19 protein-coding genes, 1 tRNA gene and 1 pseudogene are annotated in these 15,225 nt (G+C 65.1%); 14 read left to right on the top strand and 7 right to left on the bottom strand.

The features are described 5' to 3' along the window. Positions 1 to 74 (bottom strand) — tRNA-Tyr (locus NMP98_RS10990). A 127-nt stretch (positions 75 to 201) separates the two neighbouring features. Between NMP98_RS10990 and NMP98_RS10985 the strand changes: the two genes are divergently transcribed. The 3 genes from NMP98_RS10985 (at position 202) to ftsZ (ending at position 2,381) form a co-directional block, all read left to right on the top strand. Beyond that, positions 202 to 759 carry a double zinc ribbon domain-containing protein gene (locus NMP98_RS10985; RefSeq protein WP_254857607.1) on the top strand — a complete coding sequence of 186 codons (558 nt, stop codon included), beginning with the start codon at positions 202 to 204 and terminating at the stop codon, positions 757 to 759. A 233-nt stretch (positions 760 to 992) separates the two neighbouring features. Beyond that, complete coding sequence (gene cdrS, locus NMP98_RS10980) at positions 993 to 1,166, top strand: transcriptional regulator CdrS (RefSeq protein ID WP_156710226.1); 174 nt, start codon at positions 993 to 995, stop codon at positions 1,164 to 1,166. A gap of 3 nt (positions 1,167 to 1,169) precedes the next feature. Further along, positions 1,170 to 2,381, top strand: a complete 1,212-nt coding sequence (gene ftsZ, locus NMP98_RS10975) for a cell division protein FtsZ (protein WP_254857606.1) — start codon at positions 1,170 to 1,172, stop codon at positions 2,379 to 2,381. 147 nt (positions 2,382 to 2,528) lie between these two features. Here the strand turns inward: ftsZ and ncsA are convergent, their stop codons facing one another. Then, positions 2,529 to 3,512 (bottom strand): tRNA 2-thiolation protein NcsA, encoded by a 984-nt coding sequence (gene ncsA, locus NMP98_RS10970; protein ID WP_254857605.1) that lies wholly within the window; start codon positions 3,510 to 3,512, stop codon positions 2,529 to 2,531. 89 nt (positions 3,513 to 3,601) lie between these two features. Here ncsA and NMP98_RS10965 point away from each other — a divergent pair, with 89 nt between their 5' ends. Both NMP98_RS10965 and NMP98_RS10960 read left to right on the top strand, forming a co-directional pair. Next, a complete protein-coding gene (locus tag NMP98_RS10965) occupies positions 3,602 to 4,057 on the top strand; it encodes a DUF4442 domain-containing protein (protein WP_254857604.1) in 456 nt (151 codons plus the stop codon). 33 nt (positions 4,058 to 4,090) lie between these two features. After that, entirely contained in the window at positions 4,091 to 4,750 is a 660-nt protein-coding gene (locus NMP98_RS10960) for a DUF7095 family protein (protein ID WP_254857603.1), read from the top strand. A gap of 51 nt (positions 4,751 to 4,801) precedes the next feature. On the opposite strand, the gene NMP98_RS10955 is transcribed toward NMP98_RS10960, so the two are convergent. Beyond that, positions 4,802 to 4,942, bottom strand: coding sequence for a hypothetical protein (locus NMP98_RS10955; protein WP_254857602.1), 141 nt, complete (start codon positions 4,940 to 4,942; stop codon positions 4,802 to 4,804). A 120-nt stretch (positions 4,943 to 5,062) separates the two neighbouring features. On the opposite strand from NMP98_RS10955, the gene NMP98_RS10950 reads away from it, so the two are divergent. The 4 genes from NMP98_RS10950 to NMP98_RS10935 all read left to right on the top strand — a co-directional run bounded on the left by NMP98_RS10950 (position 5,063) and on the right by NMP98_RS10935 (position 8,096). Further along, positions 5,063 to 5,827, top strand: a complete 765-nt coding sequence (locus tag NMP98_RS10950; protein WP_254857601.1) for a nucleotide-binding protein — start codon at positions 5,063 to 5,065, stop codon at positions 5,825 to 5,827. Further along, the gene (locus NMP98_RS10945; RefSeq protein ID WP_254857600.1) at positions 5,824 to 6,348 is read left to right on the top strand and encodes a DUF8054 family protein; all 525 of its coding nucleotides are present in this window, start codon (positions 5,824 to 5,826) and stop codon (positions 6,346 to 6,348) included. The genes NMP98_RS10950 and NMP98_RS10945 overlap by 4 nt, the downstream gene beginning before the upstream one ends. Positions 6,349 to 6,466: 118 nt before the next feature. Continuing rightward, a complete protein-coding gene (locus NMP98_RS10940) occupies positions 6,467 to 7,780 on the top strand; it encodes a phosphoribosylamine--glycine ligase (protein WP_254857599.1) in 1,314 nt (437 codons plus the stop codon). Positions 7,781 to 7,853: 73 nt separating this feature from the next. Then, a complete protein-coding gene (locus NMP98_RS10935; RefSeq protein WP_254857598.1) occupies positions 7,854 to 8,096 on the top strand; it encodes a DUF8015 family protein in 243 nt (80 codons plus the stop codon). A gap of 6 nt (positions 8,097 to 8,102) precedes the next feature. On the opposite strand, the gene NMP98_RS10930 is transcribed toward NMP98_RS10935, so the two are convergent. After that, entirely contained in the window at positions 8,103 to 8,552 is a 450-nt protein-coding gene (locus NMP98_RS10930) for a universal stress protein (protein ID WP_254857597.1), read from the bottom strand. A gap of 218 nt (positions 8,553 to 8,770) precedes the next feature. Here NMP98_RS10930 and NMP98_RS10925 point away from each other — a divergent pair, with 218 nt between their 5' ends. Continuing rightward, the gene (locus NMP98_RS10925) at positions 8,771 to 9,214 is read left to right on the top strand and encodes a universal stress protein (protein ID WP_254857596.1); all 444 of its coding nucleotides are present in this window, start codon (positions 8,771 to 8,773) and stop codon (positions 9,212 to 9,214) included. A 22-nt stretch (positions 9,215 to 9,236) separates the two neighbouring features. Here NMP98_RS10925 and NMP98_RS10920 read toward each other — a convergent pair whose 3' ends face one another. From NMP98_RS10920 to NMP98_RS10910, 3 genes are read right to left on the bottom strand one after another with little or no spacing between them, the layout of a single operon-like run. Then, complete coding sequence (locus tag NMP98_RS10920; protein WP_254857595.1) at positions 9,237 to 11,552, bottom strand: heavy metal translocating P-type ATPase; 2,316 nt, start codon at positions 11,550 to 11,552, stop codon at positions 9,237 to 9,239. Next, a complete protein-coding gene (locus NMP98_RS10915) occupies positions 11,542 to 12,333 on the bottom strand; it encodes a sulfite exporter TauE/SafE family protein (RefSeq protein ID WP_254857594.1) in 792 nt (263 codons plus the stop codon). The genes NMP98_RS10920 and NMP98_RS10915 overlap by 11 nt, the downstream gene beginning before the upstream one ends. A gap of 5 nt (positions 12,334 to 12,338) precedes the next feature. Beyond that, positions 12,339 to 12,530, bottom strand: a complete 192-nt coding sequence (locus NMP98_RS10910) for a DUF8131 family protein (RefSeq protein WP_254857593.1) — start codon at positions 12,528 to 12,530, stop codon at positions 12,339 to 12,341. Between the two features lie 105 nt (positions 12,531 to 12,635). Here NMP98_RS10910 and NMP98_RS10905 point away from each other — a divergent pair, with 105 nt between their 5' ends. The 4 genes and pseudogenes from NMP98_RS10905 (at position 12,636) to NMP98_RS10890 (ending at position 15,224) form a co-directional block, all read left to right on the top strand. Next, positions 12,636 to 12,794, top strand: coding sequence for a hypothetical protein (locus NMP98_RS10905; protein ID WP_178915994.1), 159 nt, complete (start codon positions 12,636 to 12,638; stop codon positions 12,792 to 12,794). After that, a pseudogene (locus NMP98_RS10900) lies at positions 12,791 to 13,273 on the top strand (cytochrome c oxidase subunit II); the annotation flags it as partial. The gene NMP98_RS10905 and the pseudogene NMP98_RS10900, both read left to right, overlap by 4 nt. A 14-nt stretch (positions 13,274 to 13,287) precedes the next feature. Next, on the top strand, positions 13,288 to 15,006 hold the full coding sequence (locus tag NMP98_RS10895) for a b(o/a)3-type cytochrome-c oxidase subunit 1 (RefSeq protein ID WP_254857591.1): 1,719 nt from the start codon (positions 13,288 to 13,290) through the stop codon (positions 15,004 to 15,006). Further along, positions 15,003 to 15,224, top strand: coding sequence for a hypothetical protein (locus NMP98_RS10890; protein WP_254857590.1), 222 nt, complete (start codon positions 15,003 to 15,005; stop codon positions 15,222 to 15,224). Before NMP98_RS10895 ends, NMP98_RS10890 begins: the two co-directional genes overlap by 4 nt. Position 15,225: the final 1 nt, after the last annotated feature.

Raw genomic sequence — 15,225 nt, 5'->3', positions numbered from 1 at the left:
TCCGCCCTCCCCGATTTGAACGGGGGGCAAGTCGATCTACAGTCGACTGCTCTACCAGTCTGAGCTAAGGGCGGGCGTACTCGAACCGAATGCCCTGTCGGACTTAACGGTTATCATCCGCCGTCGTCTGCCGCCGGACGGACGCGTGTCTGACATCGCGGGAAGATTAAAATACTGTCACACACAATCGTCAGACGAGCAATGAGCAAGATTACGTTCCGGGCGGACGACGACCTCGTTCGTCAGCTCGAAGCGTACGACGCTTCGAAGAGCGAGGTCATGCGGGAGGCGCTCCGGGCGTATCTCGACGAGGGCGAAACGTCCGTAAACACGACTCAAGGGGGTGCAAACGCCGACTCTACCGATTCCATCGCGGAGGAATCCCTCGACGACCTCATCGCGGAGCGCGTCGACGCCCTCATCGCCGACCGACTCGACCGGTCGTTTACGCCACGAGAACCCCAAGACGTGAACGTAAACATCACGCTTGATGGCGATTCTGCGGGCGTGTCACACGAGACGGGGGAAGCCCGTAAGACAGACGAGGCGGACCCCGAAAACGCGTCCGACGCGGCACACGACGCGTGTAAACAGTGCGGGGAAGAGCTCACGCAATCCGACGTGTACTGCCCGAATTGTGGGGAGAAGGCGTCTCACAGGGTGTTCTGTGAATGTGGCGACGAGGTCCGCTCGGACTGGGCGTTCTGCCCCAGCTGTGGTCGGCGGACCACCGCAGCGGACGTTCTCGGAGATACGTAAACGCTGAATATGTGTGGTAGGTGGCTGTAAACGCCGTTTTTACGAATCTGTCTTACGCCCACCCTAAGGTTTAAGTATTCTGGTTATGTGCATACATCTGCGTAAGACGGCACGTCTTACACCGGGTCGGCCGACGTACGCAGATGGCCGCTACGGTTCGGATTCCCGGTGTAAACGCGGTAACGGTCGCGTGTGCAATGTCGTCTTACCCACAGACTAAGGGGAATACAACAATGGAGCGTGTGACACTACGGATTCCGAAGCAGCAGATCGAAGAGGTCGAACGCATGGTCGATACGGGGGAGTACCCCAACCGGAGCGAGGCGATTCGCTCGGCCGTGCGCGAGATGTTGAATGAACAAGACGGCGAGCCTCGGGACAGCAACCGCCCGTGGGCGAAGGTGTAGACGATGCAGGACATCGTCAACTCCGCGTTGGAGAACGCCGAGAAGGAGTCGCGGGACATGGACGCCGACCTGGACGGGGACGGCGACGAGTTCGGCGACCCGCGCATCGTCATCGTCGGTGCCGGTGGTGCCGGTAACAACACCGTCAACCGACTGTACAACATCGGCGTCGACGGCGCCGACACCATCGCCATCAACACGGACAAACAGCACCTGCAGATGGTGGAAGCCGACACGAAAATCCTCGTCGGCAAGTCCTTGACCAACGGGCTCGGTGCCGGTGGCGACCCATCGATGGGCGAACGCGCCACGGAGATGGCCCAAGGCACCATCAAGGAAGTCCTCGGCGAGGCGGACCTCGTGTTCGTCACCGCCGGCATGGGTGGCGGGACGGGTACCGGTGCGGCGCCGGTCGTCTCGAAAATCGCCAAAGAGCAGGGCGCAATCGTCGTGGGCATGGTCTCGACGCCGTTCAACGTCGAGCGCGCCCGGACGGTGAAAGCCGAGGAAGGGCTGGAGAAACTCCGCAACGAAGCGGACTCCATTATCGTCCTCGACAACAACCGCCTGCTCGACTACGTCCCCAATCTCCCGATTGGCAAGGCGTTCTCGGTGATGGACCAGATTATCGCCGAGACGGTGAAGGGCATCAGCGAGACCATCACCCAGCCGAGCCTCATCAATCTCGACTACGCCGACATGACCTCGATAATGGGTCAGGGCGGCGTCGCGGTCATGTTGGTCGGCGAGACTCAGGACAAAAACAAGACGAAAGAGGTGGTCAACGACGCGATGAACCACCCACTGCTGGACGTGGACTACCGTGGTGCGACCGGCGGGTTGGTCCACATCACTGGCGGCCCCGACCTCACGCTGAAAGAGGCCGAGGGTATCGCCCAGAACATCACCGAGCGACTCGAAGCCGACGCGAACGTCATCTGGGGCGCGCGCATTCAGGACGAGTACAAGGGCAAGGTCCGCGTCATGGCCATCATGACGGGCGTCCAGTCGGCCCAGATTCTCGGCCCGACGACCCAGAAGCAGGCCGACGCCTCCCGGCAAGCCATCGAGGGCGTCGAAGAGGACGGCGAGTTCGCCTCCTCGCCGCCCGAGCAGTCGGCCAACACCGGCAGCTCCAGCGACTTCGGCGTGGGCGAAACCGACGGCGGCCGCTCGGAAGTCGAGAAGAACAACGGACTTGACGTAATCCGATAAGTCTGAAATCTTAAACGTTATTTTTCGCCGCAGTACGGTGGTTCGAGTAGCAACTATCGAGATGTTTCATCTGACTATTCCTGCGTAAAACACGATGTATGACGCTCGGCTGACGGCGTTCTGAAGCGTCTCGAACGGTACCCGAAATCAGTCGTCGCTCGCCAACTCGCCGCCGACGGCATCGACCAGTTCACACTTCCGACAGACCGCGTTGTTCGTCGGCGCGCCGCAGCGGTCACACTCCCCACGCGGTTCGTCGTCGCCGCCGCGGTAGGATTCGGCAGCGAGTCGAGCCAGTTCCTCGTAGCCGGACATGATGGAGTGTCGCGTGCCGGGGTGGTCGGCTTCGAGGTCGTAGAGGTACTGCTGGATTTCGCCGCGGTAGGCCTCGCTGGCGTGGGGACACTCCGCCATGTGACTCGGGAGGTCCGCGAGGTGGGCGTACAGCGCGACTTCCTTCTCGGGGATGTCCCGCAGCGGTTTGGCGCGAGGGACGAAGGGGTCGTCGTCGACCTCCCGGTCGTCGAAACTCCCCAGCGAGGCGTCGAAGTGTTGGGCCATCTGTGCCACGTCGCCGGAGAGCCAGTTCATCATCGCCGTCTGGGCCTCGTCGTCGAGGTTGTGGCCCGTCAGGAGTTTGTCGGCGCCGTAGGACTCGGCGTACTGCGAGAGGGCGTCCCGACGGAACACCCCACAGTACGCACAGGGTGCCATGTTCAGGGGGTCGTCATCGGCCACGTCGTCCATCTCAAGGCCGTATTCGTCGGCATACGAGACGACTTCGTGTTCGATGTCGAGGTCCTCGGTGAGTTCCAGACAGGCGTCGAGTGAGGCGTCCCGATACCCCTCGATGCCTTCGTGGATGGTGAGCGCGACCAACTCGACGCGGGGGTCCGCCGCGAAGGTGTCGTGGAGAATGTGGGTGAGCACGACGCTGTCCTTGCCGCCGGAGAGGCCGATGAGCCACGTCTCGGGGTCGTCGGGCGTGGCGTCGTCGGACAGCAGGCTGTCCTCCCGAATCCGCTTGCGGACGCGGGAGTCGACGGACCGCCGAAAGTGGGCTTCACACATGTGTAGCCCCGAGTAGGCGGCGTGCATCACCGCGTCGTCGCCGCACTTGTCGCACTCCATTACTGGTGGCTTGCCGGTTCGGCGGGATACCGGTTTCGCCTCGGCGCGACAACCGAACGGGCTTAGTCGGACGCGGGTCACCGCCGCGTATGACCGAATCCCTCCGGACGCGGTTGGCCCGTCTGAAGTTCAACCTGTTTCCAGCCTACCGATTCGGCGGCGGCCGGGTGACGTACGTCCGGCACGACTGGCAGGAAATCCACGTCGAAGTGCCGCTGTCGTGGCGGACGCGCAACTACGTCGGTACGATTTTCGGCGGGAGTCTCTACGCTGCCGTCGACCCGATTTACATGATGATGCTGATTCAGACGCTCGGCGAGGAGTTCACCGTCTGGGACACCGAGGCCGAAATCGACTTCCAGAAACCGGGGGAGTCGACGCTGTCGGCGGAGATGGAGATTCCCGATTCGGAACTCGAAGCGCTCCGGGACCTTGACGTCGGTGAGTCGACCAACCGAACCTACGAGGCCAATCTCGTCGACGAGGACGGAACGGTCCATGCAACCGTCGAGAAGACCCTGTACGTTCGTCGTGACGACCAGTAACCGTTTTCGGCGCAGAGGGCCTACGGCCGACCGATGAGTCTCAGCCGCGAGGCCGCCGTCGCCCGCCTGCGCGACATCGTCGAGACGGTCCAGTCCGAACCCATGCCCGTCCCCGTCAGAGAGGTGTGGGTCTTCGGCGACATCGTGTTGGGGATGGACCCCGTCGAGCGCCTCGACGTGTATCTGACGAAGGATTTGCTGTTCAAGGACGCGCCCGATCGGGAGGAAGAGTTCGAAAAACGCCTCGGCGTCTCCGGCGTCGGCAAGACGGTGGCGGCGGTGTGGGCCGACGAACACCCCGAGTACGTCCGGGCGAACGCCAACGGTCACGTCGCCCCCGAGAAGTGTCTCGCGGCACACCTACTCGAGGACGAACCGGTCCACCTTGAGGTCTGCAACACCGGCTTCGAGCGCAACGTCACCCAGCGGCTCAAGGGCGCTCGCGCGCGTGAGGACTACACCCAACTGCTCGACCCACGGGCGGCGTGTCTGTGGGTCGACGACGACGAGGGCGGGCAGGTCAGCGAGGAGGCGTTCCGCAAATTGGAAGCAGGGGAGTTCGTCTTCCCGACGCTGTCGGCGTCGCTTGAAATGCTCGGGCTCGAGGAGTCGGAAGCCGAGGCGGCGGCCGAGGAACTCCGGGCCTATCAGGCGTCCCAGGAGGGCGTCACCGTTCGCGGCGACGTGGTTTGAGGGCCGAAGCCGTCGCTCGGCGACGAAGCGTAACTGAAGAAGACGAGACCGTTACCGGAGGTCCGGAACGAGGGGTGCGTCTACCTCACCAGCGTCGTAGCGCTTTTTGCGGCCGCCGTCGGCGACGACGGTGTCGGTAGTCTCCTCGGTGGGCATAACGGGAACGACTGGCTCGATCTCGTCTCGGGTCATCTACTACCACCCACATCCTACATGGTCTTAAACGTTAATGATTGTTAGTCAAATTCGCGGCAAGTACTGCCGCGCCGCCATCCCAACCCTTATATTCGAAACCGAAGCAGTCGAACCTAAATGGTCGAGGCGTTCGCGGTGGCCTCCGGAAAGGGCGGCACGGGCAAGACGACGAGCACGCTCGCACTCGGGATGGCGCTGGCCGACTCCTACGACGTGACCGTCGTCGACGCCGACACTGGGATGGCGAACCTGCTGTTTCACGCCGGCCTCGCAGACGTGGAGACGACACTTCACGACGTACTCGTCGAGGGCGGTGCTCCCGTCGAGGCGGCCACCTACGAGCGCTTCGGGATGTCCGTCGTTCCATGCGGGACTTCGCTCGCGGCGTTCGAGGCAGCCGACCCCGAACGACTCCGGGACGCCGTCGCCGACCTCGCGTCCGACACCGACGTACTGCTACTGGACTCGCCGGCGACGCTGGCTTCGAAGAGCGCCGTCTTGCCAATCGTGTTGGCCGACCGGGTCGTCGTCGTCCTCAACCCGACCATCCCGGCGGTGTCGGACGGCCTGAAGGTCCAGGAGTACGCGCTGTCCTACGGGTCGGACATCGCGGGCACGCTGTTCAATCGCGTCGAGGGCGACATCGGCGACGTGGCCGCGAAGGCCGACCGCTACTTCGAGGGACCCCTTCTCGCGTCGGTTCCCGAGACCGACGCCGCCGGAGAGGCCCGTGCCGCCGGCGAGCCGCTGTTGGCTCACGCCCCCGACTCGGCGGCCGCCGCGGCCTTCCGGAAGGCCGCGGCGTCGCTTGACCCCGCCGACGGCGACTCCGATGCCGTCGCCGACCGGTTTCGGACCGCAGTCATCCCCGACCCGCCATGATTCCGGACGGCGAGTTGCTCCGCTCGCGGGTCGTCACCGACCTCGCCGCCGTCCTCGAGGACGCTCTCGACCGCCGACTCGACGGCTACGCGGTGGTCGAACCCCGTGACGCGCTCCTCGGCGACACCGACGACAGCGGCGTCGTCACCTTCGAGGACGGCGTTCCCCACCTTGCCTACCACGTCGGCTCGGACCGCGGCGGACCGCCCGCGCTGGCCGCCATCGGCCCCGGTCCCTACCGGCTGGAACTGTACGCCCTCGACGCCACCGACCTCGCAATTGCCCACGAGAGCGACGACCTCCGAGTCCCACCGGGGATGGCCGCCGAGCGCCTGGCCGGCGCTCCCGACCTCGCCGAGCGAACGCGACGCGTCGCCGGGACCGACCACGAGGACGGCCGGGACGCTCTCGATGCCTTCCTCGATGACGAGGCAGCCATCGCGGAACTCCGCGAGAACGCCCGCACGGAAGCCAAGGCCCGTGCCGAGCAGTGGGGATTCGAGGACGCGGTCCCCGAGTGACGGCACTTTTCGCGTCCCCTTCGGCTTCCACGGATAGTTCGTGCCCCGAGGGAGACGCTCCCGGAGACGGTCGAACGTCGCCCACACGCTTTACCTCGTGGCCATCGTCGGGTAGCCCATGGACAGCAAACGCTTCCTCTTCGTCTCGCTGGACGCGGCCCTCATCGGGGACGTGGCGTGGCAGGCCTCCAAGGAGGGTCACGACGTGAAGTACTACATCGAGGCGGCGTCGGACAAGGAGATAGCCGACGGGTTCGTCCCGAAGACCGACGACTGGGAGGCGGAAATCGAGTGGGCCGACGTAATCGTCTTCGACGACATCTGGGTCGGGTCGGAGGTGGGAACGGGGCAACTCGCGGCGGACCTCCGTGCGGAGGGCCACGCCGTCGTCGGTGGAACGCCGAACACCGACCGACTGGAGGAAGACCGCGGCTACGCGATGGAGGTGCTCGAAGACCACGGCGTCACCACCCTCGACCACCGGGAGTTTTCGGATTTCGACGCCGCCATCGACTACGTCAACGCCAATCCCGCCCCTTACGTCATCAAACCGCTCGGGGAGGTCCAGAACGTCAAGCGACTGGTGTACGTCGGCCGCGAGGACGACGGCAGCGACGTCGTCGACGTGCTCCGGGCCTACAAAAAGGCGTGGGGCCACCGGATGAAGGGATTTCAACTCCAGCGCCGCGTCGGGGGCGTCGAGGTCGCTGTCTGTGGGTTCTTCAACGGCAGCGAGTTCGTCGAACCAATCAACTTCAATTTCGAGCACAAGAAACTGTTCCCGGGCAACATCGGCCCCTCGACCGGCGAGATGGGGACCTCGATGTTCTGGGCGGACCCGAACGACCTCTTCGAGCGGACGCTCGGGAAACTCGCCGACTTCCTCGCCGAGGAGGGATACGTCGGCAGCATCGACCTCAACTGCATCGTCAACGACAAGGGCGTCTACCCGCTGGAGTTCACGCCCCGATTCGGCTATCCGACCATCACGCTACAGGAGGAGTCCTTCGAATCCCCCACCGGGGGGTTCTTCTACGACCTCGCACACGGCGAGGACCCGAACCTGCAGGTCCACCAAGGGTATCAGGTCGGCGTCCGGGTCGTCCTCCCGCCGTTTCCGTTCGATGACGAGGAGACCTACGACGAGAACTCACGGAACGCGGCGGTCGTCTTCGACACCGACAGCCGCGAGGGGATTCACATCGAAGACGCGAAGAACGTCGACGGCCAGTGGCGCGCCGCCGGTGAGTCCGGGATGCCGCTGGTCGTCACCGGGAAGGGCGAGACGATGGGTGTCGCCCGCGAACAGGCCTACGACCGCATCGACGACATCGTCATCCCGAACCTCTACTACCGCGACGACATCGGTGAGCGCTGGATAGACGGCGACGGAGACCGACTGTTGTCGTGGGGGTATCTCGGCTCGCCGTAACGCCCCGGCAGTCGCTCTCGGCCGGTGGGATTCGGCGGGCCGCTTTTCCGCCCGCGCCCGCTACTTTCACGTGATGCTCGACCGCTACGAGTGGGTTCTCGTCGGTATCCCAGTTGCGCTCCTCGCCGGTGCCGTCGTGAGTCTCCACCCCAGCGTTGCGCTCCCGCACGGCCTCGCTGGCGGCAGTCTCCTCGCGTCGGCGCTGCTGTACGACGCGCTGTTCAGGAACCCACCGATCGACCCCGGTGCCGCCGAGGTCGCCGTGACGGCGGGCGTCGGCGTCGGGTGGGCGCTGACGCTTCTGTCGTTGCTGTGAGGTCGGCTACTCCTCGACTGGCGTCTTGACGATGGTGACCGGTCGCTCGGCCATGTTCGCGACGCGGTCGGCGACGCTGCCGAGCAGTCGGCGGTACTCTCCGGAGCGGTTCTTCGACCCGATGACGGTCAGGTCGATGTCGGCGTCGTCCATGTACGCGAGGATTTCCTCGTGGGGCACGCCGTGACGGACGACCGGATGCGTTTCGACGCCCGCCTCCTCGGCGGCGGCGACGATGTCTTCGACCGCGTCCTCGCCTGCCTGTTCGAGTGCGCTCTCTAATCCCTCGAACTCGTGGACGTACTCGTCACCGGGGTAGGAGCTGTAGGCGTCGGCGTCGACGACATAGAGGACGTGGAGTTCCGCATCGTACCGCTCTGCGGCGTCGATAGCGTGCTCGATTGCGTAGTCGACACCCGCGCTCATGTCCGTCGGAAGCAACAATCGGTCGTACATATCTTATGAATCGTGGCGGTGGTTGAAATAACTCTGGTCGAATCTCGATTTTCGGGATTCGAGTACTGTCCGCCGTTTCGTTTCGGCTGCTCAACCGACCCGCTCACGGAGTTCTCGCTGTTCGGGATTCGACCCGGTGTATTAGTCGATGGAAGACGAATTTCCAGTAAGGGGTGACTGATGTGGTCGGTTCGACCGCGTCCTCCCCATGATACACCATGTACGACCGAATACTGTTTCCGACGGACGGAAGCGACGGAGCGAGTGCCGCGCTTGACCACGCCATCGACCACGCAGAGCGGTACGATGCGGAACTCCACGTCCTCTACGTCGTAGAGGAGAACTTACCGGTGATGGAGGCCGGACAGGTGGAACTCCTCGATGCGCTCGAAGCCGAAGGCGAACGCGCAATCGACGACGCCCGTGCCCGGGCGAAAGCCGAGGGCGTCGACTCGATTCGTGGCACCGTCGCCGGCGGCTCCCCGTATCGCGGCATCCTCGAATACGTCGACGACTACGACATCGACTTCGTCGTGATGGGAACCCACGGGCGGCGTGGCGTCGACCGGTTCCTCCTCGGCAGCGTCGCCGAGAAAGTCGTTCGCAGCGCCGATTGCCCCGTGCTGACGGTTCGAGCCGGCGAGGCCGACGACGAAGAGTAGCCCGCGATGTCGAACCTCGCGGTCACGGCCCGAGCGACCGCGAGGAGTTGACGACGACCAACAGACTGCTCGAAGCCATCGCGACGGCGGCGAAAAGCGGGTTCAAAAGCCCGAAAACGGCCAGCGGAATCGCGACGGCGTTGTAGCCGAACGCCCACGCGAGGTTGCTCTTGATGCGTCGGTTCGTCGCCGCCGCAATGTCGAAGGTGTCGGGAACCGACCGGAGGTCGTCGTCGACGACGACGGCGTCCGCGGCCTCCGTCGCCAACTGCGTCCCGCCGGCCAGGGCGATACCCACGTCGGCGGCCGCGAGTGCGGGGGCGTCGTTGCTCCCGTCGCCGACCATCGCGACGGTGCCGTCCGCCCGGAGTCGTCGGACCGTCTCGGCTTTCGCCGCCGGCTTGACACCCGAAAACACGCGGTCGACGTTCGGGTCCGCCCGGAGTCGGTCCGCGGAGGCGCCCTCGTCACCGGTGAGGACGACCACCTCGCGGTCGGCGAAGGTCTCCGCGACCGCCTCCCACTCGGCTCGCGTCTCGTCCCCGACGGCGACGACCCCTCGGGCGCGTTCGTCCCAGCCGACGACGACCGGGACCGACCCCTCCGAGCGCACCGATTCGGTGCTGTCGGCGACCGACTCCGGGATAGTCCACCCGCGGTCGGCGAACAGCGACGGGTGGCCGACGAGAGTCGCCGTGCCGTCGACGCTCCCCGAGACGCCGCGTTCGTGGGTTTCGACGTCGGCTGCCTCGGGTGTCTCCTCGACCGCGTCGGTGATGGCCGTCGCAATCGGGTGCGCCGAGAAGTGCTCCAGCGCCGCCGCCCGAGCGAGTAGGGAGTCGCGGTCGGTGTCGACGGGACGCACCTCACGGAGCGTCATCGCACCCGTTGTCAGCGTCCCGGTTTTGTCGAAGACGACGGTGTCGGCCTCCGGTGCGGCCTCGAACAGCGCGGGCGTGGCGACGACGACGTTCCGGGCCGCCGCCGCGCGGGTCCCGCTTGCCACCGCAAGCGGCGTCGCCAGTCCGAGCGCACACGGACAGGAGACGATGAGGACGGTCAGGCCGGTCAGAAGCGCTTCGGCGGGCGCCGCTCCGCTTGCCAGTAGCCACCCGGTCGTCGCCATCGCGAGGACGACCACGAGCGGAACGAACACCGTCGCCAGTCGGTCGGCAAGCCGCTGGGCGCCCGGCCGGGAACTCTGAATCCGCCACAGCAACTCCACGAGTCGGTCGAGCGTGCTCGTCACTTCCTCGCCGGCCCGGACCACGAGCGGGGCGTTCGTGACGACGGTTCCGCCCCGAACGTCGTCGCCCGGTGTCTTGCTCCGCGGGAGGGACTCGCCGGTCACGAGCGCCTCGTCGACGGCGGCCGACCCCTCGGCGACGGTGCCGTCGACCGGAATCCTGTCGCCGGGTTTCACGAGCAGGTCGTCGCCGGGTTCGACCGTCGAGACGGCGACGACCTCGCCGCTGGGGTGGCGGGTCGCCTCCTCGACGCGGAGTTCCGTCAACTCCGATAGGAGGTCGCTGGCCCGGCGCTTGATGCGGGATTCGTACTGCGTTCCGGCGGTCACCACGAGGACGATGGCGATGGTCACGTCGAAGTACAATTCGGTGCGGCCGAGGGCCAACGCGAGGGTGCTGTAGACGTAGGCGCCGACGGCCGCAAGCGACACCAGGAGGTCGGTGTTCGGGCGGCCGGCCCGGAGACTGACGTAGGCGCCACGCAACAGCGGGTAGCCGGTGTAGAACAGCACGACCGAGGTGAACACCCAGATGTTGGCGGCGATGTAGGCGAAGGCGAAGCCGCCCAAATCGACCAGCGGCGGGTAACCGAAGTACGTCGGATACAGGAAGAGGACGTACCACAGCATCGCCATCATGCCGAAGAAGCCGCCGCCGATGAGGAACCGAACCACGTCGCTGCCGTCATCCTCGGCGCTTTCCTCGGGCAGTCGCGCCTCGTAGCCGTACCCCGAGAGCCGTTCGGGGAGGGACTCGCTGTCGACGCGGTCGGGGTCGTAGACGACCCGGAGCAACTCGCTGGCGTAACTCGCCTCGGCGGCGTCGACGCCGTCGATGTCGCTGCCGAGGGATTCGACGAACACCTCACACGTCGAGCAATGCATCCCGTCAACCGCGAGAAACGCCTGCTCACAGCCCTCCGGAACTGGTTCGGTCCCGAGGTCGTCGTCGTTGTCTTCGAGGGCGGCTTCGGCGTCCTCGCCGAGGCGACGCTGGACCTCCAGACAGCCCCGACAGCAGAACTCGCCGTCGGTGTCCGGGGCGGTTATCGGCGGGTCCGGCGTCGGCAGGTCACAGAGTTTACACGACATTGGTGAGGGAGCGGTGTGGCAGCGGCGGGTGCGGGAGGTGGATACCGAACAGCATCAGACCGTGGGCCAACAGGACGTACCCCAACGCGACGAAGGCGGCGCCGAGCGCGCGGTGGAGCCACCGGCGTCGGGTCGCACTGACGGCGTCTAGGACGGTGCCGTAGAGGAACAGCGTCGGAATCGTCCCGAGGCCCAAGACGAGCAGCGAGAGGCCGCCCCGAAGCGGGTCCCCCAGCGCGAACGCATAGAGGTAGGCGGGATAGATGATGGGGCACGGAAACAGGCCGTGGAGCGCGCCGAGGGCGACGATTCCGGGGCCGGCGGCGAGTCGGTCGACGCGGTCGGTCGCGGTGGCGACGAGTCGGCCCAGCGGCGCACCGTCCGGAACGAACCGATGGAGGCCGCCCGCGCCGCCGAGCAGATACGAGACGCCGACGCTGACGATGAGCAGGCCGACGAAGACGCCGACGCCGCCGCGGAGGCCGTCGCCGACCCCTTCGATTGCGGCTGCCGACCCGAACGTCACCGAACCGAGCAGGCCGGCGAGGGCACCGATGAGGGCGTAACTACTGGCTCGTCCGAGGTTGAACAGGCCGTGTTGCCGGACGGCTCTGGGGGTGAGTTGGTCCGCCCGTCGGCCGCCGTCGGCCGCCGTCGCGTCGATGCGGTCGGCGTACAGCGTCACCAGCGGCCCACACATTCCGAGACAGTGAGCGCCGGCGAGTACCCCGACGACACCGAAGACGGCGAGGTCGAGCCCGGCGGCGCTTTCGACCGCCATTCCTCTCAGGCGGCGTGGCCGTGGTCGTGGTCGTGGTTCTCGACCGGCGTGAACGCGAGATACAGGCTCGCGAAGATGAGAACCACGTTCACGAGCGCGATGGCGACGAGCGGGTTGCCGATGTAGACGGTGAACACGGCCACCGGCACGAGTGCCAACAGCGTGACGACGGCACCGAGGCGTGGCGTCAATTCCATACCACAGGTTACGGCGGCGAGTGGTTAAAAACCCACCCACGGGTTCCCGATGAGTAGGATTCCGGGGGTAGTGTTTTGTGGATTCGCGCAACACGGACAATGCGTATGTCTGCAGACAACGACACGAAAGAACTCGGACACGAGGAGTTCGACCCGATAGGGACGCTCGTCCTCATCGGGATTTACTTCCTCATCCTCGTGGGGATGTGGATATTCACGTACTTCATCGAATTCCTCGGCAACGGGCCGACGGTGATAGGATGAACATCCACACCTACGAGAAAATCTGGCTCATCGGGGCACTGGCACTCATCGTCGGGTTCATCGCGACGGTGACCTACGGGGCGGCCGGTGCGGGGGTTGCGATGGTCGATGCCTCCGGCGGCACCATCGACGCCAACGCCGTCACCGATGACGAAGACTTCGGCGAACCGCGCGTCGAGCAGGTGGGCGAAAACGAGTACGATGTGTACGTCATCGCCCAGCAGTTCATCTTCCGTCCCGACACGATTGTCGTGCCGGCCAACAGCACGGTGACGTTCCACGTCACCTCAATCGACGTGATTCACGGCTTCCAGGTCGTCGGGACGAACGTCAACACGATGGTCGTTCCCGGACAGGTCGCCGAGATAACCGTCGAGTTCGACGAACCGAAGGAGTACGGTATCCTGTGCAACGAGTACTGCGGACAGGGTCACCACGACATGGAGGGCAAACTCAACGTGGTGCCCGAAGACGAATACGGAGGTGAAAGCGAATGAGTGCGGAACTGGAGGGTGAGGAGCTGTTCCTCGACCGCTTCCCCAAGGAAGCCCGTATCGTTCGGGCTTCGCTGTGGAGTGCCTTCATCGCCCTCGGTATCGGCGGATTGGGCGGCCTGATTCAGGCGCTCCACCGGACGAACTACCTCCGCTTCATCGAATCGGCGGACTACTACACCGTCCTCACGCTTCACGGCGTGTTGCTCGCCATCTCCTTTACCATCTTCTTCCTCGTCGGCCTGTTCACGTGGGCGGTGACGAGGAGCCTCGACAGGCCAGTCGAGGACATCAGGTTCACGTGGGCGTGGTATCTGACGATGGTCGCCGGGACGGCGCTTGCGGGCATCGCTATCCTCGGCGGCTTCGTCGACTCGATCCCGATTAGCGCCGACGTGCTGTTCACGTTCTACGCGCCGCTGCAGGCCCATCCGATGTTCTATGCGGGGCTTGCGGTGTTCATCATCGGGACGTGGATGGCTGGCCTCGACTGGTTCCGCTCGTGGTGGAACTGGCGGGCCGAAAACCCGAACGAACGCATCCCGCTGCAGACGTTCATGGTGTTGATGACGATGCTGATGTGGTACATCTCCACCATCGGCGTCGCCATCTCCGTGCTCGTGTTCCTGTTGCCGTGGTCGCTGGGTCTCATCGAGCAGGTGAACCCGCTTTTGACGCGGACGCTGTTCTGGTACTTCGGCCACCCGGTCGTGTACTTCTGGTTGATGCCGGCGTACCTGCTTTGGTACACGGTCATGCCGTCGATATCCGGCGGCCGACTGTTCAGCGACCCGCTGGCACGCGTCGTGTTCGTGTTGTTCCTGCTGTTGTCGACGCCGGTCGGCATCCACCACCAGTATCTCGACCCCGGCATAGCAGAGGGCTTCAAGTTCATAGCGATGACTAACACGATGTTCCTGCTGTTGCCAAGTCTGTTGACCGCCTTCACCGTCGTCGCGAGCATGGAACACGGCGCTCGTCAGAACGGCGGGGAGGGGTATCTCTCGTGGCTCGGCGCGCTGCCGTGGCGTGACCCCGCGTTCACCGGGATGGCACTCGCCGGCCTGATGTTCGCCGCCGGCGGCTTCTCCGGGATGGTCAACGCCGGAATGAACATCAACTACCTCATCCACAACTCGCTGTGGGTGCCGGGGCACTTCCACCTCACCGTCGGGACGGCCGTCGCCCTGACGTTCATGGCGGGGACCTACTGGATTCTCCCGCAGTTGACCCGAAGACGGGTGTACAGCCGCACCATCGCGCTGTTCCAGGTCATCCTGTGGTTCGTCGGGATGACGCTGATGTCGAACGCGATGCACCGTGCGGGACTCATCGGCATGCCGCGTCGGACCGCCGAACCACAGTACGACGGCTTCGCCTTCGATGCGGGCTTCAGCACCGTCGCTGAACTCGACTTCCAGATCGCCATCGGCGGGACGCTGTTGTTCATCTCGCTGGTGTTGTTCCTCGGCAACGTCATCGTCTCGCTGTTCGAGGGCCCGATGGAGACGTCCGTTGACGCCTCCCTCAGTGACCCCCTGTCCGGACCGGAAGACTCCCCGAAGGTCCTCGACAACCTCTGGCTGTGGACGGCCATCGCCGTCGTCCTCGTCGTGTTGGCGTACTCGCTGCCGATAGCGGCCATCATCTCCGACGGCGGCCTGTTCGGCCCCGGAACGGGCACGTATCCGGCGTGGCTGTTGGGGGTGATACCGTGAGCAAAAAAATCTCACGGGTCGGCCTGCTCGTCATCCTGGCGTTCCTGACGCCGCTCATCGTCGAGTTGCGAACGGTCGCGGGGTTCATGGGCATCTCGCTGTCCCCGGCTGCGTACGTCGGCCTTGCGGCGGCGCTCGTCGTCGTCGTCCTGCTCGCGGTGGCGCTGTGGAACCTCCACGTCGAGGGAGCGCTGCTGAACCGGACGGAGGGGGCCTAAC

Origin of the sequence: Natronomonas gomsonensis, assembly GCF_024300825.1 — an archaeon.
Taxonomy (GTDB): Archaea; Halobacteriota; Halobacteria; order Halobacteriales; family Haloarculaceae; genus Natronomonas; species Natronomonas gomsonensis.
The sequence above is the reverse complement of the archived record's forward strand: the minus strand, read 5'-3'. Positions and strand labels throughout refer to the sequence as shown.